The organism is Fusobacterium perfoetens (genome assembly GCF_021531595.1).
Classification (GTDB): domain Bacteria; phylum Fusobacteriota; class Fusobacteriia; order Fusobacteriales; family Fusobacteriaceae; genus Fusobacterium_B.
The window spans coordinates 103,414-123,436 of the sequence record NZ_JADYUD010000002.1 but is presented as its reverse complement, the minus strand read 5'-3'; the positions used below and the strand labels follow the sequence as shown (position 1 = coordinate 123,436).

Below are 20,023 nucleotides of genomic sequence, written 5' to 3'. Positions count from 1 at the left end.
ATTAAAATAAGGAGTTAAAAATGAATATTAAAAAAATTTTTTTATCTTTAAGCTTAATTCTTACTGTTTTTACTTTCACAGGCTGTAAAAGTAAACAAGAAGAGTTAAAAGAAATAAATATAAGTTATGCTAAAGGACCTTTAAATATTCCTTCAATACTTATAAAAAATCTTAATCTTGCTCAGGAAGAGTTTAAAGACGATAAAGTAAAAGTAAATTTCCATGATGTTACTTCAGGTCCTCAGCAAGTTCAGGCTCTTATGGCAGGAGACTTAGATATCCTTCATGCTTTTGGAGGGACTTCTGCAATAATTTCTGCTTCAAATGGAGCTGATTTTATTATTACAAATATTTACAGCCGTTCTCCAAAAGGATTTATTCTTGTTACAAAATCTGATAAAATTAATTCTCCAAAAGACTTAAAAGGAAAAAAAGTGGGAGGACCTAAAGGAACTGTTCTTCATCAACTTTTAGCTGCTGCTCTTGAAAAAGAAGATATGAATATAAATGATGTTGAATTTATAAATATGAAAGTGAATGACTGTGCTGCTGCTCTTGAAAAGGGGGTTATTGATGCTGCTCTTCTTACAGGTCCTGCTGCTGAAAACTCTTTAAAACATGGAGCAAAACTTATTACTTCAGGAGAAGGGCTTATACAAGGAGTAATTGTTACTGCTGTAAGTTCTGATTTTTATAAAAAACATCCAGACATGGTAAAAAGATTTATAAATCTTAATAAAAGAACTGCTGATTTTATTGAAAATAATTTTGATAAAACTTCTGAAATTGTAAGTGCTGAAACAGGACTTTCAAAAGATGATATAAAAAAATTAAAAGAAATTTATGATTTTTCTCCTGAAATAACTGAAAAAGATATAGCTGAACTAAAAAATACACAGGAATTTCTCTTAAAAAATGGTTTACAAGAAAATAGAATTGATATTGATAAAATTATTTTAAAATAAAAATAGATATGTTAAAGTAAAAAAGCCCTGAAAATTCAGGGCTTTTAATTTCTTAGTTTAAAGAACTATTTTTCTGCGTAAACAGAAACTTGTTTTTTGTCTTTTCCTAATCTTTCAAATTTTACATATCCGTCTATTAAAGCGAATAATGTATGGTCTTTACCTTCTCCCATGTTTACACCAGCATGGAATTTGTTACCTCTTTGTCTGATGATGATGTTTCCAGCTTTAACAGCTTCTCCATCATATTTCTTAACTCCTAGGTATTTAGGATTAGAGTCTCTTCCGTTTTTAACAGAACCTTGTCCTTTTTTGTGGGCAAATAATTGTATATTTAATGTAAATAACATTTAAATTTCCTCCTTCTCTACAAGCTTTATATTTTTAGGATAATCTTTTGATAATTGCCTTACAATTACCAACATGCTTTCCAAAAGAGTGTGCACTTCTCTTTCTTTACCTTTCAAGTCCATATCAGCTAAATCTACTGATAAAAGACCTTCAGATGATATTTCAAATCTTGGATAGATATCTAAAACATCCTGAAATCCTGCAAGAGGAAACTGTAATGCTGTAGATAGCGCTGCACACACTATATCTGATCCATATTCGTCATATTCTGCATGACCAGCAGCTTTATATTTTATAATTCTGCCGTTTTTTCTTAAAACTTCAATCTCTGTCATTTAACTATGCATTGATTGCTGTAACTTTAATCTCAGTGAAAAGTTGTCTGTGACCTTTTTTTCTGTGATTTCCAGTTTTTGGCTTGTATTTGAAGTTAACTACTTTAGCCCCTTTACCTTGGCTTAATACTTCTACAACAACTTTAGCTCCTTCTACTACTGGAGTTCCAACTTTTACATCTTCTCCATTAGCTACTAAAAGAACATCAGTTAATTCTACAGTCTCATTAACTTCAGCATTAAGCTTTTCTACTCTTAAAACATCACCTTCTGCAACTTTGTACTGTTTACCACCAGTTTTTATAACTGCGTACATTCTAACACCTCCAAAAGTATTAATCGCTGATGACAGGTTGCTGACGACCTTCATCATGCGTAACTTAAAATATAATACTATACTTTACTTTATAAGTCAAGGGTTTTTATTCATTTTTTTGTATTTTTTTAACTAGTTTTTTATAAAATTCTGTGTACATTTTAGATACAGAGATTTTGAGAAAATAAAAAAATATTGATTTTTAATCTGTATAAGGTTATAATTTCTTTATTGATTTAGTAAAAAATATAAGCGGGGGTATTTATGATTTTCCAAAGAGAAGAACTCTTAATAGGTAAAGAAAATCTTAATAAATTAAAAAATTCTCATGTCATTGTTTTCGGAACAGGAGGAGTGGGAGGTTTTACTGTTGAAGCTCTTGTAAGAGGAGGAATAGGAGAACTTACTGTTGTAGACTATGACACTGTTGATATTACAAATATCAATAGACAGATAATTGCCCTGCAAAATACAATAGGTCTTGATAAAGTTACACTTATAAAAGAAAGAGCTCTTTCTATAAATCCAAATATAAAAATTCATGCTTATAAGGAAAAATATAATGAAGAAACAAGAGATTTCTTCTTTGAAGGTAAAAGTTATGACTATGTTGTAGATGCTATTGATCTTGTTTCATCAAAACTTGATTTAATAGAAACAGCTGTTAAAAAAAATATACCTGTAATCTCTTCTATGGGAACAGGAAATAAAATTAATCCCACTATGCTTGAAGTAAGTGATATCACTAAAACTTCAGTATGCCCTTTGGCAAAAGTTATGAGGAAAGAACTTAAAACAAGAGGAATAAAAAAACTTAAAGTTATTTACTCAAAAGAACTGCCTATGAAACCATTAAATGAAGATGGGAGCAGAGAAAAGTCAAAAAATGTTGGAAGTATTTCTTTTGTTCCTTCTGTTGCTGGACTTATTATAGGTGGAGAAGTAATAAAAGACATATGTGGTTTAAAAAATTCAGGAGGAAATTAATCATGGAAAAAATAGGAATATTTTACGGTTCAAACACAGGTAAAACAGCAGCAATTGCTGAAGAAATAGAATTCAATCTTAGAAAAGATAATTATGAAACTATAAATGTAGCTGATGGTATTGATAAGATAGAGGAATTTAAAAATCTTATACTTTTAACACCTACTTATGGTGTGGGAGAAGTTCAAGAAGACTGGGCAGCTGTTATGCCTCAACTTGAGAAAATTGATTTCACTGGAAAAAAAGTAGCTGTTGCTGGTCTTGGAAATCAATTTGCTTTTGGGGAATCATTTGTAGGAGGAATGAGAGTCCTTTATGATGTTGTCATAAAAAATGGTGGAGAAGTTATTGGCTTCACTTCAAATGAAGGATATCGTTATGAAGAAAGTAATGCTGTTATAGGAGATCAATTTGTAGGTCTTGCTATTGATGAAAATAATCAGGATGACGAAACTCCTGAAAGAGTTATGAACTGGATTTCTGAACTTAAAAAGAATTTTTATTAATATTTAAAAACTTTTATAATTGAAAGTAAATCGGTGCTGTAAATATAAATTTAACAGTTCCGATTTTTTTATTTTTTCATTTTCAAAATTCAAATTATATTGTATAATTTATCGTATCAAAAAATTTTCATTAAAAAATTTAATCTATATATAATGTATAGAAACAAGGAGACAATATGCAGAAAAAAGAATATAGTTTATTCACCGCTATTGCTATGATAGTTGGAACAGTAATAGGTTCGGGAATATTTTTTAAGAGTGACAATATTTTAGTATATACTAATGGAAGTATCAGAGATGGTATTTTATTATTTTCTCTGGCAGCTATAGGAATTATCTTTGGAAGTCTTGCCATTGGAGTTCTTGCTTCAAAAACTACAAAAGCTGGAGGACTTATCACATATGCTGATGAATTTTCAGGAAAGAAAACTGCCTGTGCTTTTGGATGGTTTCAGGTATTTATATATTATCCTGCTGTAACTGTTGTGGTTTCTTGGGTAGTTGGAGTATATATATGTATGCTTTTTGGTATAAATGCTGCACCTGAACTTATAGGAGTTATAGGACTTATAGCAGCAATAATATATTTTATTATCAATGCCCTTTCTGCAACTCTTGGAGGATATTTTCAAAATTGTGCAACAATTATAAAAATGATTCCACTTATAATAATAGCAGCAGCTGGATTTATTTATGGAGATCCATATGCAGCAATGCCTATAGCTGAAAAAACAGCTTCAGTTCCTTCTTCAATAAATTGGTTTGCAGCACTTGGGCCTATAGCCTTTTCTTATGACGGATGGGTTGTTTCCACTTCAATAGCACATGAGATTAAAAACTCAAAGAGAAATCTTCCCATTGCACTTATAGTAGGACCTATATTTGTTCTTGCTGCATATATATTCTATTTTACAGGAATAAGTTTTTTAATTGGACCTGCTCAAATTATAGAAATGGGAGATCAGCATGTTAATGCTGCAGCTTTAAAACTATTTGGAGAAATGGGAGCAAAAATTATTCTTATTTTTGTAATTATTTCTGTTCTTGGAACTCTTAATGGATTTATACTTGGATTTATCCGTCTTCCTTACTCTCTTGCTTTAAGAGGTATGTTCCCTATGGAAGAAAAATTAAAAAAAGTAAATGAAAAAACACATCTTCCTGAATATTCTGCACTTGTTGCATTTATTATTGCTTGTGTATGGGAATATATAAACTATTATGTTCAGAAAAATAATCTTATACCAAATTCTGATGTTTCTGAAATTCCTATAGTAGCAAGTTATATACTTTATATAATTCTTTATGTTTGTGTTATACAGTTATATTTAAAGGGAGAGGTTGAAGGAAAAATAAGAGGAATAATTATTCCTGTCCTTGCTATAATCGGATCTCTTCTTATTATAATAGGAGGTCTTCAAAATCCTATGACAATTATTTATTTTGGAATATGTCTTGCTGTTATAGCTGTTTCTCTTGTTTTCTGGAGTAAAAAAAATAATTAATAAATAAAAGCTGCTGAAAAATTATAAAAATTTTTATTAAATAATTTTAAAGCAGCCTTTTTTATTTTTTGTCAAAAAACTTTCTTAATAAAACAAATCATAGACATTTTACAGATAAAAAAGTTATAATTAATTTGAAAAAATAAAAGTTCGGGAGTGTTAATTTAATGGAAAATATAGAAATACAAATTAAAAATTTAAGAGAAGAACTGGAAAGATATAATTACTATTATTATTCTAAAAATGAAAGTTTAATATCTGATATTGAATACGATAAACTTTTAAAAAAGCTTGAAAGTCTTGAAAAAGAATATCCACAATTTGCAGATAATATGTCTCCAAGCATGAATGTAGGTTCTAGTTTAAAAGATACAAAATTTGAAAAAGTAACACATAAAAGCCCTATGCTTAGCCTTTCAAACAGCTACAATATAGGAGATATTGAAGATTTTATAAAAAGAGCTGAAAAAATAATTTCTCAGGAGAGCTCTGTTAAAAATAAAATTGACTATGTCCTTGAAGTTAAACTTGATGGTCTTTCTATAAGTGTAACTTATGAAAAAGGAAAACTTGTTCAAGCAGTAACAAGAGGTGACGGAGTTATTGGAGAAGATGTTACTGAAAATGTTATGCAGATTAAATCTGTTCCTAAGTTTTTAAAGGAAAATATAGATATTGAAGTAAGAGGAGAAATTGTTCTTCCTATAAGCAGATTTGAAGAACTTAATAAAAAAAGAATGGAAGCAGGGGAGGAAACCTTTGCCAATCCAAGAAATGCTGCCAGTGGAACTTTAAGACAAATAGATGCTGAAATTGTAAAAGAAAGAGGACTTGACTGCTATTTCTATTTTATAGTAAACAGCGAGAAATATAATCTTTCAACTCACAGAGAAGCACTTAATTATATTGAAAAACTTGGTCTTAAAACCACAGGAATAGGAGAAGTCATTAACTCTGTTCAAGAACTTGAAAAAAGAATAGAGTTTTGGAAAGATGAAAGAGAAAAACTTGATTATGAAACAGATGGAATGGTTATAAAAGTAAATAGCCTTGATCTTTGGAATATTCTTGGAAGTACTACTAAAAGTCCAAGATGGGCAATAGCATATAAATTTCCTGCTAAACAAGTTTCTACAAAGCTTCTTGATATAACATGGCAGGTAGGAAGAACAGGAAAAGTTACTCCTGTTGCTGAGCTTGAAGAGGCTGAAGTTTCTGGAAGTAAAGTAAAAAGAGCAAGCCTTCATAATTTTGATGAAATTAAAAGAAAAGATATAAGAATTGGTGACAGAGTGATAATAGAAAAAGCTGCTGAAATAATTCCTCAGGTTGTAAAATCTATTAAAGAAGTAAGAACAGGAGAAGAAAAAATTGTTGTTCCTCCTGAAAATTGTCCTGTATGTGGTTCTCTGCTTGAAAAAGAAGAGGGACTTGTAGATTTAAAATGTACAAATAAACATTGTATGGGAAAAGTACAAGGAAGAATTGAATATTTTGTTTCAAGAGATGCAATGAATATTGTAGGACTTGGAGAAAAAATTATTGAAAGATTTCTTGAACTTGGATTTATAACAAATATAACTGATATATACAATCTTAAAAATTACAGACAAGATATAGCAGGCTTAGAAAAAATGGGAGAAAAAAGCGTTGAAAACCTTTTAAATTCCATTGAAGAAAGTAAAAAAAGAGATTATTCAAAAACTCTTTATGCACTAGGAATACCTTATGTAGGAAAATTCTTAGGAAATCTTCTAGCTGAAAAAAGTAAAAACATAGATACACTTATGAAAATGTCTGAGGAAGAACTTCTTATGATAGATGGAGTGGGAGAAAAAGTTGCAAAATCTGTTTTTTCTTTTATGAGAGATTCTAATAATATAGAAACTATAAATCGTTTAAAAGAATTTGGTGTAAACTTTTCTCTTCTTAAAGAGTCTAAAATTGAGAAAGATATTTTTCAAGGAAAGAATTTCCTTGTTACAGGAAAGCTAGAAAGATTTTCAAGAAAAGAAATTCAAGAAGAAATTGAAAAATTTGGAGGAAAAAATCTTTCTGCTGTAAGTAAAAATCTTGATTATCTTATTGTTGGAAAAGATGCAGGAAGCAAATTAAAAAAAGCTCAGGATATTGGTACAATAAAAATATTATCAGAAGAAGAATTTTTCCAGCTTATACAAGGATAACAAGCAATAAATATTTTGACTAAGAGCTTACTTTATGGTAGTATTTAGAATGTAAAGTTGTATAAAATAAATAACTAAATATAGAGAGGAACAGGTAAATGGGTTTATTAAAAGCAATCTTTGGAACAAAAAATGACAGAGAAGTAAAGAGAATGAGAAAAACTGTTGAAAAAATCAACGCTCTTGAACCTGAATATGAAAAACTTTCTGACGAAGAACTTAGAGGAAAAACTGATGAGTTCAAAAAAAGACTTGCAGCAGGAGAAACTCTTGATGATCTTCTTGTTGAAGCCTTTGCTGTTGTAAGAGAAGGTTCAAAAAGAGTTCTTAGAATGAGACATTATGATGTACAGCTTATTGGAGGAATTGTACTTCACGAGGGAAAAATAACAGAAATGAAAACAGGGGAAGGAAAAACTCTTGTTGCCACTACTGCAATTTACTTAAATGCTCTTACAGGAAAAGGAGTTCATGTAATCACAGTAAACGATTATCTTGCTCAAAGAGATAGAGAGCAAATGGGACAATTATATTCTTTCCTAGGTCTTACTTCTGGAGTTATTATTAACGGACTTGATAATGACTTAAGAAAAGCAGCTTATCAGGCTGATATAACTTACGGAACAAACTCTGAGTTTGGTTTTGATTATCTAAGAGATAATATGGTACCAAGACTTGAAGACAAAGTTCAAAGAGAACTAAACTTCTGTATTGTTGACGAAGTTGATTCAATTCTTATTGACGAAGCAAGAACACCTCTTATTATTTCAGGTGCTGCTGCAAATACTGCAAAACTTTATCAGACTTTCTTCCAAATAGCAACAATGCTTGAAAGAAGTAGAGAAACTGAAAAAATAACTGATATTAAAAAGAAAAAAGAAATGAATTTCCCTGAAGAAATGTGGAAAGACTACGAAGTTGATGAAAAGGGAAAAAATGTTACTCTTACTGAAAAAGGTGTTAAAAAAGTTGAAAAAATGCTTGGACTTGATAACCTTTACTCACCAAATAATATTGAACTTACACACTATTTAATGCAATCTTTAAAAGCAAAAGAACTTTTTGTTAAAGATAAAGATTATCTTGTAAGAGAAAATGAAGTAGTTATAATAGATGAATTTACTGGAAGAGCACTTGAAGGAAGAAGATATTCTGACGGCCTTCATCAAGCTATTGAAGCAAAAGAAGGAGTTAAAATAGCAAGTGAAAACCAAACTCTTGCGTCAATAACTCTTCAAAACTATTTTAGAATGTATAAAAAACTTTCTGGAATGACTGGTACTGCTGAAACTGAAGCTGCTGAATTTATGCATATCTATGGTCTTGAAGTTGTTATTATCCCAACAAACAAACCTGTTATAAGAAAAGACAACGGAGATATTATTTATAAAACAAAAGAAGAAAAAATAGATGCTATCGTTGAAAAAATAAAAGAACTTCACGACAAAGGACAGCCTGTGCTTGTAGGTACAATTACAATTCAAGGTTCTGAACTTCTTTCTAATAGATTAAAAGAAATGAACATTCCTCACAATGTTCTTAATGCTAAATTCCATGCTCAAGAAGCTGAAATTGTTGCTCAGGCAGGAAGATATAAAGCTGTAACAATAGCTACAAATATGGCAGGTAGAGGAACTGACATTATGCTTGGAGGAAATCCAGACTTTATGGCAAAAAGTGAAGTTCCTGTTTCAGATGAAAGATACAGTGAAATCTTAAATAAATACATTGCTCAATGTGAAACTGAAAAAGAAAAAGTTAAAGCTCTTGGAGGACTTTATATTCTTGGTACTGAAAGACATGAATCAAGAAGAATAGATAATCAGTTAAGAGGAAGATCAGGAAGACAAGGAGATCCTGGAGAATCTCAATTCTACCTTTCTCTTGAAGATGATCTTATGAAACTTTTCGGTTCTGACAGAGTAAAAACTGTTATGGAAAAACTTGGTATCCCTAAAGGAGAACCTATCGCTCATAAAATGATAAGCAAAGCTATTGAAAATGCTCAGAAAAAAGTTGAATCAAGAAACTTTGGAATCAGAAAATCTCTTCTTGAATTTGACGATGTTATGAATAAACAAAGAGAAGCAATTTATGCAAGCAGAAATGAAGCTCTTTCTAAAACTGATTTAAAAGACACTATTACAGAAATGCTTAGAGGAACTATTCAGTCTGCTGTTATTGAAAGATTTGTTGGAGAATTTAAAGACGAATGGGATATCAAAGGACTTTCTGAATTCCTTGAAGAACATTATGGATATGAAATCAAAGATTTTGAAGAATATAAATCTTATGGTATTGAAGAATATGCAGATAAGTTATTTGAAGAAATAGAAGCTAAATATCAGGAAAGAGAAAATGAAATTGGTTCAGACCTGATGAGAGAAATAGAAAAATATGTTCTGTTTGAAGTAGTTGATAACAGATGGAGAGAGCACTTAAAAGCTCTTGACGGTTTAAGAGAAGGAATCTATCTGAGATCTTATGGTCAGAAAGATCCTGTAATTGAATACAAACTTCTTTCAGGGGAGCTTTATGGAAGAATGCTTGAAACTATTAAAATGGAAACAACATCATATATGTTTAAAGTTGTTGTAAAAACAAAAGAACAAATGGAAGCAGAAGCTGTTGCAGGAGGAGATGAAAATCCTGAAGGACCTTGTCCTTGCGGAAGCGGAAAGCCATATAATAAGTGTTGTGGAAGATAATAACCAAATTACAGGAGGATTAATTATGAAAAAATTATTAGCTGTTGGAGCATTATTATTAGTAACTGCATGCAGTTCTGTAAAAGTAACAGAAAAGCATGAGATAAAAGATGAAGATATAAAACAATGGGATCGTACAATAGCAAAGGTTGTTGTTGAAGAATCTCTTATCCCTGACTGGTATGGAAACCAAAATCCTATCTATTATTTACAAAAAACAGGAAAAATGAGTGAAAAAGACTACAATTTCCTTAAAACTCTTCCTGAAAAAGAAGAGCTTACACAAGAAGACAGAGATAAATTTAACTCTCTTCTTAATGGATATGTTTCAGGTCTTGACAGAAGTTTTTATCTTAGCGATACAAACATAAAAAATGGAAAAGGTCTTGTTGATAAAATGGTAAGTGATGCCCGTCTTAGAATGGCAAATCCTTCAAACCATATTCAAAATACAGTAGCTACACCTGAAGAATGGAGCGAAATAGTTGCTTTCTCTCAAAAATCTGATTTAGATAAAAAAGATATAAAAAGACTTAGAAAACTTCTTAACAAATTTATAAAAAGAGCTGAGTTTTTCAATGAAAACAGCTGGTATGGTTCTGAAGTTTCAGATAGAGTTATGGAAATTGTAACTATTTATAAAAAAGGAATGCTTACTAAACAAGAAAGAAACAATGTAAATGCTAAAGCTCTATACATTGCTTACTCTCCATATCTTTCTGAACTTGAAAAATGGGATAACTAATAAAAAATAAGGCTGTTGTTGTTCATTTTCTTTGTACAGTCAAAGAAAACGAACCAAAAGAAAACTGTCCTGCTGGCGAAAAATAGTTCTATTAATGTTGTTCTCAAAACTAAAATTCATAAACTCGGGCTTTGCCCTCAAACATATGAATTTTCATGTTTTGTTCACTGCATTAATCACAAACTATTTTTCAATGCAGGAAAAACTTATAAAAATAATTTTTTTTATAAGTTTATAGTTTACAACAGCCTTTTATTTTTTATTTGAGATAAAGAAGAGAGGGAAAAAAGAAATGGAAAATAAAGTAATTGCAGATTTACACACTCACACAGTAAATTCTGATGGTACATATACAGTAGAAGAACTTGTTAAAATGGCTTCTGAAAAAGGGCTTAAAGTTCTTGCTGTAACAGATCACGATACTGTGGATGGACTTAAAGACAGTAAGAAGATAAAAGAATATGAAGCAAAATATAATATTGAAATTATAAAAGGCATTGAAATGTCATGCAATCTTAATGGAAAAGATGTTCATATTTTAGGATACTTTTTAAATCTTGATGATACAGACTTTTTAAAAGAACTTGACAGAATTGCTGATATAAGAAATGAAAGAAACGAAAAAATTATAAAAAAACTGGCTGATTTAAATCTTCCTGTAACTATGGATGAACTTAAAACCATTGTTCAAGGAAATGTTATAAGCAAAGCACATTTTGCAGAAATTATGCTAAAAAAAGGATATGTAAGCTGTAAATCTGATGCTTTTAAAAATTATCTTGGAAAAGGAGGAGCAGCCTTTGTAGAAAAAAGAGACTATAAACCTGCCGATGCAGTTGATATTCTTATGAGAAATGGTGCTTTTGTTTCTCTTGCTCATCCTAAGCTTATAACTGAAAACAAAGATGAGGTTGAAAAACTTATTTCAGAACTTATAAAACATGGTTTAAAAGGACTTGAAGTTAATTATTACAGTTTTTCACAAAAAGATAAGGAATATTATAAAAAACTTGCTGAAAAATACAACCTTATCATAACAGGAGGATCAGATTTCCATGGAGGAAACAGAGTTGAAGTTTCTCTTGGAGATACGGGACTTAATCTTTCAGAATATGAGAATATGAAAAAAAGTTTGAATTTATTGTAAAAAACAGCTAGAATTTATATATAAGGCTAAATAACGGAGGTAAAATAATGATTATTGTTACTGGTGCTGCCGGTTTTATCGGAAGTGCGTTTATATGGAAATTAAATGAAATGGGAATCAACGACATATTAGCTGTTGATAAAATGAGAACAGAAGATAAATGGCTTAATTTAAGAAAAAGAGATTATGCTGACTGGGTTGACAGAGATAACCTTTTTGAATGGCTTGCTGATGAGAAAAATGCAGCTAAAATTACAGGAGTAGCGCACTTTGGTGCTTGCTCAGCAACAACAGAAAGAGACGGAGATTTCTTAATGAGTAATAACTATGGTTATACTAAAAAATTATGGGAATTCTGTGCTGATCACAATATAAACTTTGTTAATGCTTCTTCTGCTGCTACATATGGTGCTGGAGAACAAGGATATGATGACGATATCACTGTTGAACAATTCCATAAGCTTCTTCCTTTAAATAAATATGGATATTCTAAAAAACTTTTTGATGACTGGTCTTTCAAACAAACTAAGACTCCAAAACAATGGATAAGCTGTAAATTCTTTAATGTTTATGGCCCTCAAGAATACCACAAAGGAAGAATGGCATCTATGGTATTCCATACTTTCAACCAATATAAAGCTGATGGAGGAGTTAAACTTTTCAAATCTCATAAAGAAGGGTATGCTGATGGAGAACAACTAAGAGATTTCGTATACATAAAAGATGTTGTTGATTTATTATATTATTTCTTAACAGAAGAAGTTCCTTCAGGAGTATATAATGTAGGAACAGGAAAAGCAAGAAGCTTTAAAGATCTTTCTATGGCAACAATGAGAGCAGCTTCTGGAAACCCTGATTTAAAAGAAGAATATGTAATTACTTTTGTTCCTATGCCTGAAGACTTAAGAGGAAAATACCAATACTTTACTGAAGCAAAAATGGATAAAGTTAAAAAAGCAGGATATACTAAAAAATTCCATACTCTTGAAGAGGGAGTTTATGATTATGTTGTAAACTATCTTTCTAAAGAAGATCCTTATCTATAATATACTTGGGAGGAAAATAAAAAATGAATCCTTTTTTACTTGTTATTCTTCTTGGAATAGTTCAAGGAGTTACAGAATTTCTTCCAATAAGCAGTACAGGACATATGATTCTTGTTGAAAGATTTATTAACAGTCCTAATATAAGCAAACATTTTATGGATAACTTTCTTGTTATAGTTCAGTTTGGATCTATAATTTCAGTTCTTCTTTATTTTTGGGGAGATATTCACCCATTTGTAAAAAATAAAGAAGTTTTAATTGAAAGAGTTACTCTTTGGAGTAAAATTCTTGTAGGAGTTATTCCAGCAGGAGTAATAGGTTTTCTTGCAGATGACTACATTACAGAGATGTTTATGGGAAATACAAAAATTGTTGCAATAATGCTTATAGTTTATGGAATAATCCTTTATTTTATTGAAGATAAAATAAAGGCAAAAAAAATAACATCACTTAAAGATATATCATATAAAACAGCATTAGCTATTGGTTTTTTCCAATGCCTTGCAATGATACCAGGAACTTCAAGATCAGGAGCTACTATTGTAGGAGCTCTTCTTCTTGGACTGTCAAAAAGTGTTGCAGCAGAATTTTCTTTCTTCCTTGCAATACCTACAATGTTTGGAGCTACTCTTCTAAAACTTATGAAAAGTGGGCTTAGCTTTACTTCTCAGGAATGGACTCTTATGTTTGCAGGTTCATTTACAGCTTTTATTGTAGCTTACATTGTAATAAAATGGTTTATGGGATATATTAAAACAAGAACTTTCAAACTTTTTGGAGTTTACAGAATAATTCTTGGAATATTAGTACTGCTGCTTATAAAATAAAATTATAAAAAAGGAGTCTGGTTTTATGAACAAAGAAACTTTTTTTGAAATTTTAAACAAAGGAAAAATGATGAAAGCCTCAGATATCCATCTTCTTGCTGGAGAAGTTCCTGTGTTCAGAATTAACGGCAGACTTATAAGAATAGAAGAATATAATGCTTTTACAGAAGAGGATATGAAAGACCTATCCTCTTTTGTTTCTAAAGAAGAAGATAAAAAAATTCTTAATTTAGAAAAAGAACTTGATTTTTCTTTTAAAGCTTGTGGAATTAACTGCCGTATAAATATTTTTTATGAAAAAGAAAACATAGGCATGAGTATAAGGCTTATAAGAGAAGAACCTTTTACTCTTGAAGAACTTGGAATAAATAAAAAAATATATGAACTTCTTGAAAAAAAACAAGGGCTTATTATAGTTTCAGGAAAAAGTGGAAGTGGAAAAAGCAGTACCCTTGCAGGAATTATAGAAAAATTTAATAGGGAAGAAAATCTTAATATCTTAACTATTGAAGATCCCATTGAATATATTTTCAAAGGAAAGAAAAGCATTATAAGACAAAGAGAAGTGGGACGGGATACTAAAAGTTTTATTGATGGATTAAGATCTGCTCTTCGTCAGGATATTGATATTATAATGGTTGGAGAACTAAGAGATACTGAAAGTTTGGAAATGGCTCTTACAGCTGCTGAAACTGGCCATCTTGTTCTTGCAACTCTTCATACAAATGGAGCTGTTGATACTGTTGACAGAATCCTTTCTGTATTTCCTGAAAATAAAAAAAATCTTATAGAAAGACAGCTGGCTTCAAATCTTATTGGGGTAATTTATCAAGAACTTATTGAAGGTATCTCTGAAGTAAGAGTTCCTCTTTGTGAAATGCTTTATATAAATAGAGGAATTGCAAATCTTATAAAAAATGGTAAAATAAATCAAATTCAGTCTTTTATAGATATAAGTGGAAGAGACGGAATGCTTAATAAAGAAGAATGTCTAAAAGATCTGTATAAAGAAAATAAAATAAGCAATATTCAATATGAAAATATGGTGAAAGCTTTAAGAAAAAACAGATAACTTTTATTTTTTAATACAGAAAATTTATAAAAATATATGGAGAATTAAGTGAAAATTAATTTAGATTTTAATATTAAAGATAATACAATACATGAATTTAAAAAAGTTATGCTTCCTGATGTGGAAATAGATACTCTTAATGTAAGAACTCTTGAAGAAAATAAAGATATTATCTCTCTTGAACTTACTTCAGGAGAAAATTCTTTTGTTTTCACTCTGAAAAATTACAGTGATAAAATGGTTGATCAAAAAATTGTAATGATAAAAGCAGGACTTTTAAAATTATTTAAAAAAGTATACCCTTGGGGTGCTTTAATGGGAGTAAGACCTACAAAACTTGTAAGGCGTTTTCTTATTATGGGATATTCTTATGAGGAAATTGATGAAATCCTTGATAAGCTTTATTTTGCTTTTCCTAAAAAAAGAAAACTTCTTATAGATGTGGTTAAAAAAGAAAGCCTTTATCTTAATGATAAGGCTGTAAATATGTATATAGGGATACCATACTGCCCTACAAGATGCAGATATTGTTCATTTGCTTCTTATGAAATCAACAGCAAACTTGGAAAATTCTACGATGAATTTGTAGAAACACTTCTTGAAGAAATAAGACTTACAGGAGAAATGCTTCAAGGAAAAAAATGCAGAATAGAATCTCTTTATATGGGAGGGGGTACTCCTAGCATTCTTACTGAAAAAGATTTAAAAAGAGTTATTGACGCTGTATATAAAAATATAAACCTTGAGCATTTAAAAGAATTTACCTTTGAAGCTGGAAGAGAAGATACTTTAAATATTGAAAAACTTCAAATTCTAAAAGATGAAGGAGTTGACAGAGTAAGTCTTAATCCTCAAAGTTTCAATGAACATATTTTAAAGGAACTTAACAGAAACTTTGATAGAAAACACTTTGATGAAATCTTTAAAGAAATAAAAAGACTTGGATTTATAGTAAACATGGATTTAATTTTAGGACTTCCTGGAGAAAGTGTTGAAGATATTTTAAGAACTCTTAATGAAGTAAGAAAATATGATATAGATAACCTTACAATCCATGCTCTTGCTGTTAAAAATGGTTCAAAACTTGTAAGAGAAAAATATAAAATAACTGCTATTGAAAATGAAAAAATTGAAGCAGAAATAGAAAAACTTACTGAGGAAATGAATTTAAAACCATATTATCTTTACAGACAAAAAAATAGTCTTGAATGGGGAGAAAATGTGGGATATTCAAAAGAAGGAAAAGAATCTATATTTAATATTGAAATGATAGAAGAAAATCAGTCAACAATAGCTCTTGGAGGAGGAGCTATAAGTAAAAAAGTAGAAATGATTGATGAAACAAGAGCTTCTATTGTAAGATATATTAATCCTAAAGATCCATATATGTATATATGTGAGATGAAAGAAAGAATGAAGCAAAAAGAGGAACTTTTTAATTTTTAATTTTCTGTTCATTTTCTTTATACAATCATCAGCTTTATCGGAGGTTTTATGAAAAAAATTATATTAACTTTATTTTTTATAATATCCATTTTTTCTTTCGGGGCAAAATATAAAATGATAATAAGTGACAATGCTTCTGGAAAGCTTGACATAAATAAAGCAACCAGAGAAGAGATGTTAAGAAGTGGAGTAGCCGAAAGCTATGTAAGCAAAATAATAAGTTTCAGAGATATAAAAGGTGGAATAGAAAATATTAATGAACTTGAAAGTGTAAGTGGAATTGGTGAAAAAACATGTGAAAAATTAAAAAAATATTTTTTTATAAATGAGATTCCAAATATAAAACCACTTTATATTAATAAAGCTGATGATAAAATTTTATCTTACTATGGATTTAATAAAAAAGAAATAAAAAATATAAGAAAATTTTTAGAAAAAAATAAAAAGATAAAAAACAACATCATATTAAAAAAAGTTATTTCACAAAATAAATATGAAAAATACAAAGATATTATAAGATATGATGTTTACTAGGAAGGAGTATATAAAATGAAAAGCAGAATAATAAGAGGAGCAAGTAAAAATGCAAGATTCTTTCTTGCAGATACAACTGAAATTGTTCAAAAAGCATTGGACATACATGAATGCAGCCCAACTGCAATAGCAGCTTTTGGAAGATTTTTAACAGCTGGTGTTATAATGGGAATGTCTTTAAAAGGTGATGACCTTTTAACACTTATCACTTCAACTGACGGACTTGTACCTCAGATGACAGTTACAGCAAATGGAAAAGGAGAAGTTAAAGGATATCTTGCTAATCCTCAGGCAGATCTTCCTCCAAGACCTACAGGAAGACCTGATGTTGCAAACCTTATAGGTAAAGGTAGTTTAAGAGTTATTAAAGATATGGGATTAAAAGAACCTTATGTGGGACTTTCTGAAATTAATTCAGGAGAAATTGCAGAGGATATTGCATACTATTATGTAACTTCTGAACAAACTCCTACAGTTATAGCTCTTGGAGTTGATTTAAAAGATAATAAAACTGTAAGATCAGCTGGAGGATATATGATACAGCTTTTCCCTGATGCTGATGAAAAGTTTATAGACCGTCTTGAAGAAAAAATAAAAGCAATCAGAAATGTTACAGAGTTATTTAAAGGAGGAATGGATCTTGAAAGAATCCTGAAACTTCTTTATGAAGACATGACTGATGAAAATCACGAAAGACTTGTTGAAGATTATGAGATTATGGAAGAGAGAGAAATTTCATACAGCTGTAACTGCAGCAAAGAAAAATATTACAAAGGTCTTATCACTCTTGGAAAAGAGGAATTAAAAAAACTTTTTGAAGAAATGAAAGGTACTATTGAAACTGAATGTCATTTCTGCAGAAAAAAATATCAGTTCACTGAAGATGACTTTAAAGATTTTTTAGAAAAATAATTAAAAAATTAATAAAATAAAATGTTATCTGTGAAAAATTCTACTGCATTTTATATTTTTTATCACAGTTTGGTATTTCAGACTGTGATTTTTTTTACTCAAATATTTTTAAAAGGTGATGGATATGAAATTGTTTGGAAGTTCTGAAATTATAAATGGTGTTCTTCATATTGGAGGAATATCTGTTGAAAAACTTAGAGAGGAATATGGAACACCTCTTTATATAATGGATCAAAAACTTATTGAAGATAATATGAAAAAATATAAAGAATATTTTGTTTCTGAAAAATTTAAAACACAGGTTATATATGCCACAAAAGCTTTTTTAAATATAGGAATGTGTCAGCTTGTAAATAAATTTGGTTTAGGAGTTGATGCTGTTTCTGATGGGGAACTTTTTACAATAAAGCATTCTGGTTTTCCTATGGAAAATGTATATATGCATGGAAATAATAAAAGTGATTTAGAACTTGAAATGTGTATTGATTATGGAGTAGGAACAATTATTGTTGATAGTTTTTCTGAATTAAAAAAACTAGAAGAAATATGTAGAATAAAAAAAGAAAAAGTAAAAGTACTTTTAAGAGTTAATCCAGGAATTGAAGCACATACTCACGAATACATAAAAACATCAAAAGATTCTTCTAAATTTGGAGAAACTATATATGAAGATAAAATATATGATATAATAAAAGAGTTCCAAAAATCTGAGTATGTTGAACTTCTTGGTTTTCACTGCCATATAGGTTCACAAATATTTGATACAAAAGCATTCTATGAAGAAATAGAAACTATGATGAAATTTATAGAAACTGTAAAAGAGAAACTAAATTTTAATACAAGAGTTCTTAATCTTGGAGGAGGATTTGGAATATATTATGTTCAAGGGGATAAAGAACTTAATATTCCTCAGATTATGAAAAAAATGGTAGAAATACTTGAAAATAAACTTGATGAATATGAAATTTCTCTTGAAAAAGTTATTATAGAGCCTGGAAGAAGTATTGTTGGAAATGCAGGGACAACAATATACACTGTAGGGGGAACAAAAATAACTCACAGTGGAAAGAAATATATATTTGTTGATGGTGGAATGGCAGATAATATAAGACCAGCTCTTTATCAGGCAGAATATGAAGGATGTATTGCCAATAAAATGAATGAAAAAACTTCTGATGAAGTTACTGTTGCAGGAAAATGCTGTGAATCAGGGGATATGCTTATAAAAGATACTTTTATGGCAGAAGCACAGGCAGGGGATATTCTTGCTGTAGCAACAACAGGAGCATACAATTATTCTATGGCAAGCAATTACAACAGACTTAGAAAACCAGCTGTTGTTCTTGTTAAAAATGGAAAATCAAGACTTCTAGTAAGAAGGGAAACATACGAATATTTAATAAGAAATGATGTAAATTTTGAAGACTAAACAGGAGGATTAAATGGAATTTACAAAAATGCAAGGAGCCGGAAATGATTTCCTGCTTATAGACGGCTTTAAATACAATCTTGATGAAATAGTTCCTAAAATTAAAAGTCTTTGTGACAGAAGATTTGGAGTTGGAGGAGATGGTATCATGGTAGCTCTTCCAAGTACAGAATGCGATGTAAAAATGTACTATTATAACAGTGACGGTTCACAAGGGGAAATGTGTGGCAATGGAATAAGATGCTTTGCTAAGTTTGTATATGAAAAAAATATTGTAAAAAAAGATATATTAAAAATAGAAACTCTTGCAGGAGTTCAGACAGCTGTCCTTAATATAAATGATAAAGGAATTGTTGAAAAAATTGAAATTGAAATAGGAAATATAAAATATTCTCCTAAAGATATAGTTGTAAATGTTGAAGGAGAAAATGCTTTTAATAAAAAACTTACAATTGACGGAAAAGAAATTACTTTTTCATCTATATTTTTAGGTGTTCCCCATACTGTAATCTTCATAGAACATGAAGGGCAATACGATGTCAATGATATAGGTTCTAAAATTGAAGTTAATCCTATTTTTCCTAAGAAAACAAATGTAAACTTTGTTCTTCCTCTTTCTAATAACGAAATAAAAATATTTACTTGGGAAAGAGGTGCTGGAAGAACTTTGGCATGTGGTACTGGTTCAAGTTCTGCTGCTCTTTTATGCCATAAATTAAAAGGAATGGACAACACAATAAAAGTTTATACAGAAGGAGGAGAACTTGAAGTTCAAGTCCTTGAAGACAGAGTTAAATTAAGAGGAAGTGCAGAAATTACTTTTGAAGGAACTGTTGATTTAAAGAAATAAGAATACTGCATTTTATAATTTATAAAAATAAAATTTTAGAATATTGAAAATATTTTTGTAATTTATGAAGTGAGTTGAACGCTGAAAAATGACACTGTCTGAACGAAGTGAGTTTGTCATTTTTAGTGAAACGAACAATATAAATAAAAAATATTT

The 20,023-nt window shown here is 29.8% G+C and carries 19 protein-coding genes; 16 read left to right on the top strand and 3 right to left on the bottom strand.

The window, feature by feature from the left end; translation table 11 throughout:
- Window positions 1-20: 20 nt before the first annotated feature.
- Entirely contained in the window at window positions 21-965 is a 945-nt protein-coding gene (locus tag I6E17_RS01660) for an NrtA/SsuA/CpmA family ABC transporter substrate-binding protein (RefSeq protein ID WP_176828623.1), read from the top strand.
- A gap of 65 nt (window positions 966-1,030) precedes the next feature.
- Here the strand turns inward: I6E17_RS01660 and rpmA are convergent, their stop codons facing one another.
- The 3 genes from rpmA to rplU are packed head-to-tail and all read right to left on the bottom strand — an operon-like array spanning window position 1,031 to window position 1,967.
- Window positions 1,031-1,315, bottom strand: a complete 285-nt coding sequence (gene rpmA, locus I6E17_RS01655; RefSeq protein ID WP_176828622.1) for a 50S ribosomal protein L27 — start codon at window positions 1,313-1,315, stop codon at window positions 1,031-1,033.
- Complete coding sequence (locus I6E17_RS01650; protein WP_176828621.1) at window positions 1,316-1,651, bottom strand: ribosomal-processing cysteine protease Prp; 336 nt, start codon at window positions 1,649-1,651, stop codon at window positions 1,316-1,318.
- Between the two features lie 4 nt (window positions 1,652-1,655).
- Window positions 1,656-1,967, bottom strand: coding sequence for a 50S ribosomal protein L21 (gene rplU / locus I6E17_RS01645; RefSeq protein WP_176828620.1), 312 nt, complete (start codon window positions 1,965-1,967; stop codon window positions 1,656-1,658).
- A 264-nt stretch (window positions 1,968-2,231) separates the two neighbouring features.
- Here rplU and I6E17_RS01640 point away from each other — a divergent pair, with 264 nt between their 5' ends.
- From I6E17_RS01640 to dapF, 15 genes are all read left to right on the top strand, one after another.
- Entirely contained in the window at window positions 2,232-2,954 is a 723-nt protein-coding gene (locus tag I6E17_RS01640; RefSeq protein WP_176828619.1) for a tRNA threonylcarbamoyladenosine dehydratase, read from the top strand.
- 2 nt (window positions 2,955-2,956) lie between these two features.
- On the top strand, window positions 2,957-3,460 hold the full coding sequence (locus I6E17_RS01635) for a flavodoxin (RefSeq protein ID WP_176828618.1): 504 nt from the start codon (window positions 2,957-2,959) through the stop codon (window positions 3,458-3,460).
- Window positions 3,461-3,636: 176 nt separating this feature from the next.
- Window positions 3,637-4,965 (top strand): APC family permease, encoded by a 1,329-nt coding sequence (locus I6E17_RS01630; RefSeq protein ID WP_235235118.1) that lies wholly within the window; start codon window positions 3,637-3,639, stop codon window positions 4,963-4,965.
- 167 nt (window positions 4,966-5,132) lie between these two features.
- Entirely contained in the window at window positions 5,133-7,151 is a 2,019-nt protein-coding gene (gene ligA / locus I6E17_RS01625; RefSeq protein ID WP_235235117.1) for an NAD-dependent DNA ligase LigA, read from the top strand.
- 98 nt (window positions 7,152-7,249) lie between these two features.
- Complete coding sequence (secA, locus tag I6E17_RS01620; RefSeq protein ID WP_235235116.1) at window positions 7,250-9,859, top strand: preprotein translocase subunit SecA; 2,610 nt, start codon at window positions 7,250-7,252, stop codon at window positions 9,857-9,859.
- Between the two features lie 25 nt (window positions 9,860-9,884).
- Window positions 9,885-10,604: a hypothetical protein gene (locus tag I6E17_RS01615; RefSeq protein WP_176828614.1), complete on the top strand. Its 720-nt coding sequence runs from the start codon at window positions 9,885-9,887 to the stop codon at window positions 10,602-10,604.
- 292 nt (window positions 10,605-10,896) lie between these two features.
- Window positions 10,897-11,751, top strand: coding sequence for a PHP domain-containing protein (locus I6E17_RS01610; protein WP_235235114.1), 855 nt, complete (start codon window positions 10,897-10,899; stop codon window positions 11,749-11,751).
- Between the two features lie 47 nt (window positions 11,752-11,798).
- Window positions 11,799-12,797, top strand: coding sequence for an ADP-glyceromanno-heptose 6-epimerase (rfaD, locus tag I6E17_RS01605; RefSeq protein ID WP_235235113.1), 999 nt, complete (start codon window positions 11,799-11,801; stop codon window positions 12,795-12,797).
- A gap of 23 nt (window positions 12,798-12,820) precedes the next feature.
- Window positions 12,821-13,624, top strand: a complete 804-nt coding sequence (locus I6E17_RS01600; RefSeq protein WP_176828611.1) for an undecaprenyl-diphosphate phosphatase — start codon at window positions 12,821-12,823, stop codon at window positions 13,622-13,624.
- A gap of 25 nt (window positions 13,625-13,649) precedes the next feature.
- On the top strand, window positions 13,650-14,696 hold the full coding sequence (locus I6E17_RS01595; RefSeq protein WP_235235112.1) for a type IV pilus twitching motility protein PilT: 1,047 nt from the start codon (window positions 13,650-13,652) through the stop codon (window positions 14,694-14,696).
- A 48-nt stretch (window positions 14,697-14,744) separates the two neighbouring features.
- Entirely contained in the window at window positions 14,745-16,142 is a 1,398-nt protein-coding gene (locus tag I6E17_RS01590; protein ID WP_176828609.1) for a coproporphyrinogen III oxidase, read from the top strand.
- 48 nt (window positions 16,143-16,190) lie between these two features.
- Window positions 16,191-16,676: a ComEA family DNA-binding protein gene (locus I6E17_RS01585; protein ID WP_235235111.1), complete on the top strand. Its 486-nt coding sequence runs from the start codon at window positions 16,191-16,193 to the stop codon at window positions 16,674-16,676.
- Window positions 16,677-16,691: 15 nt separating this feature from the next.
- Window positions 16,692-17,588, top strand: a complete 897-nt coding sequence (gene hslO / locus I6E17_RS01580) for an Hsp33 family molecular chaperone HslO (protein ID WP_176828608.1) — start codon at window positions 16,692-16,694, stop codon at window positions 17,586-17,588.
- Between the two features lie 124 nt (window positions 17,589-17,712).
- Window positions 17,713-19,017, top strand: a complete 1,305-nt coding sequence (gene lysA / locus I6E17_RS01575) for a diaminopimelate decarboxylase (protein WP_235235110.1) — start codon at window positions 17,713-17,715, stop codon at window positions 19,015-19,017.
- A gap of 13 nt (window positions 19,018-19,030) precedes the next feature.
- Window positions 19,031-19,867 (top strand): diaminopimelate epimerase, encoded by an 837-nt coding sequence (gene dapF / locus I6E17_RS01570; RefSeq protein ID WP_235235108.1) that lies wholly within the window; start codon window positions 19,031-19,033, stop codon window positions 19,865-19,867.
- Window positions 19,868-20,023 lie beyond the last annotated feature (156 nt).

What these genes read in the sequence shown, in the direction of transcription:
- I6E17_RS01640 (WP_176828619.1), top strand. Translation starts at nt 2,232, where the DNA reads ATGATTTTCCAAAGAGAAGAACTCTTAATAGGTAAAGAAAATCTTAAT.
- hslO (WP_176828608.1), top strand. Translation starts at nt 16,692, where the DNA reads ATGAAAAGCAGAATAATAAGAGGAGCAAGTAAAAATGCAAGATTCTTT.
- I6E17_RS01595 (WP_235235112.1), top strand. Translation starts at nt 13,650, where the DNA reads ATGAACAAAGAAACTTTTTTTGAAATTTTAAACAAAGGAAAAATGATG.
- I6E17_RS01650 (WP_176828621.1), bottom strand. Translation starts at nt 1,651, where the DNA reads ATGACAGAGATTGAAGTTTTAAGAAAAAACGGCAGAATTATAAAATAT.
- I6E17_RS01585 (WP_235235111.1), top strand. Translation starts at nt 16,191, where the DNA reads ATGAAAAAAATTATATTAACTTTATTTTTTATAATATCCATTTTTTCT.
- lysA (WP_235235110.1), top strand. Translation starts at nt 17,713, where the DNA reads ATGAAATTGTTTGGAAGTTCTGAAATTATAAATGGTGTTCTTCATATT.
- I6E17_RS01630 (WP_235235118.1), top strand. Translation starts at nt 3,637, where the DNA reads ATGCAGAAAAAAGAATATAGTTTATTCACCGCTATTGCTATGATAGTT.
- rfaD (WP_235235113.1), top strand. Translation starts at nt 11,799, where the DNA reads ATGATTATTGTTACTGGTGCTGCCGGTTTTATCGGAAGTGCGTTTATA.
- I6E17_RS01660 (WP_176828623.1), top strand. Translation starts at nt 21, where the DNA reads ATGAATATTAAAAAAATTTTTTTATCTTTAAGCTTAATTCTTACTGTT.
- rpmA (WP_176828622.1), bottom strand. Translation starts at nt 1,315, where the DNA reads ATGTTATTTACATTAAATATACAATTATTTGCCCACAAAAAAGGACAA.
- ligA (WP_235235117.1), top strand. Translation starts at nt 5,133, where the DNA reads ATGGAAAATATAGAAATACAAATTAAAAATTTAAGAGAAGAACTGGAA.
- I6E17_RS01610 (WP_235235114.1), top strand. Translation starts at nt 10,897, where the DNA reads ATGGAAAATAAAGTAATTGCAGATTTACACACTCACACAGTAAATTCT.
- dapF (WP_235235108.1), top strand. Translation starts at nt 19,031, where the DNA reads ATGGAATTTACAAAAATGCAAGGAGCCGGAAATGATTTCCTGCTTATA.
- I6E17_RS01615 (WP_176828614.1), top strand. Translation starts at nt 9,885, where the DNA reads ATGAAAAAATTATTAGCTGTTGGAGCATTATTATTAGTAACTGCATGC.
- rplU (WP_176828620.1), bottom strand. Translation starts at nt 1,967, where the DNA reads ATGTACGCAGTTATAAAAACTGGTGGTAAACAGTACAAAGTTGCAGAA.
- I6E17_RS01600 (WP_176828611.1), top strand. Translation starts at nt 12,821, where the DNA reads ATGAATCCTTTTTTACTTGTTATTCTTCTTGGAATAGTTCAAGGAGTT.
- I6E17_RS01635 (WP_176828618.1), top strand. Translation starts at nt 2,957, where the DNA reads ATGGAAAAAATAGGAATATTTTACGGTTCAAACACAGGTAAAACAGCA.
- secA (WP_235235116.1), top strand. Translation starts at nt 7,250, where the DNA reads ATGGGTTTATTAAAAGCAATCTTTGGAACAAAAAATGACAGAGAAGTA.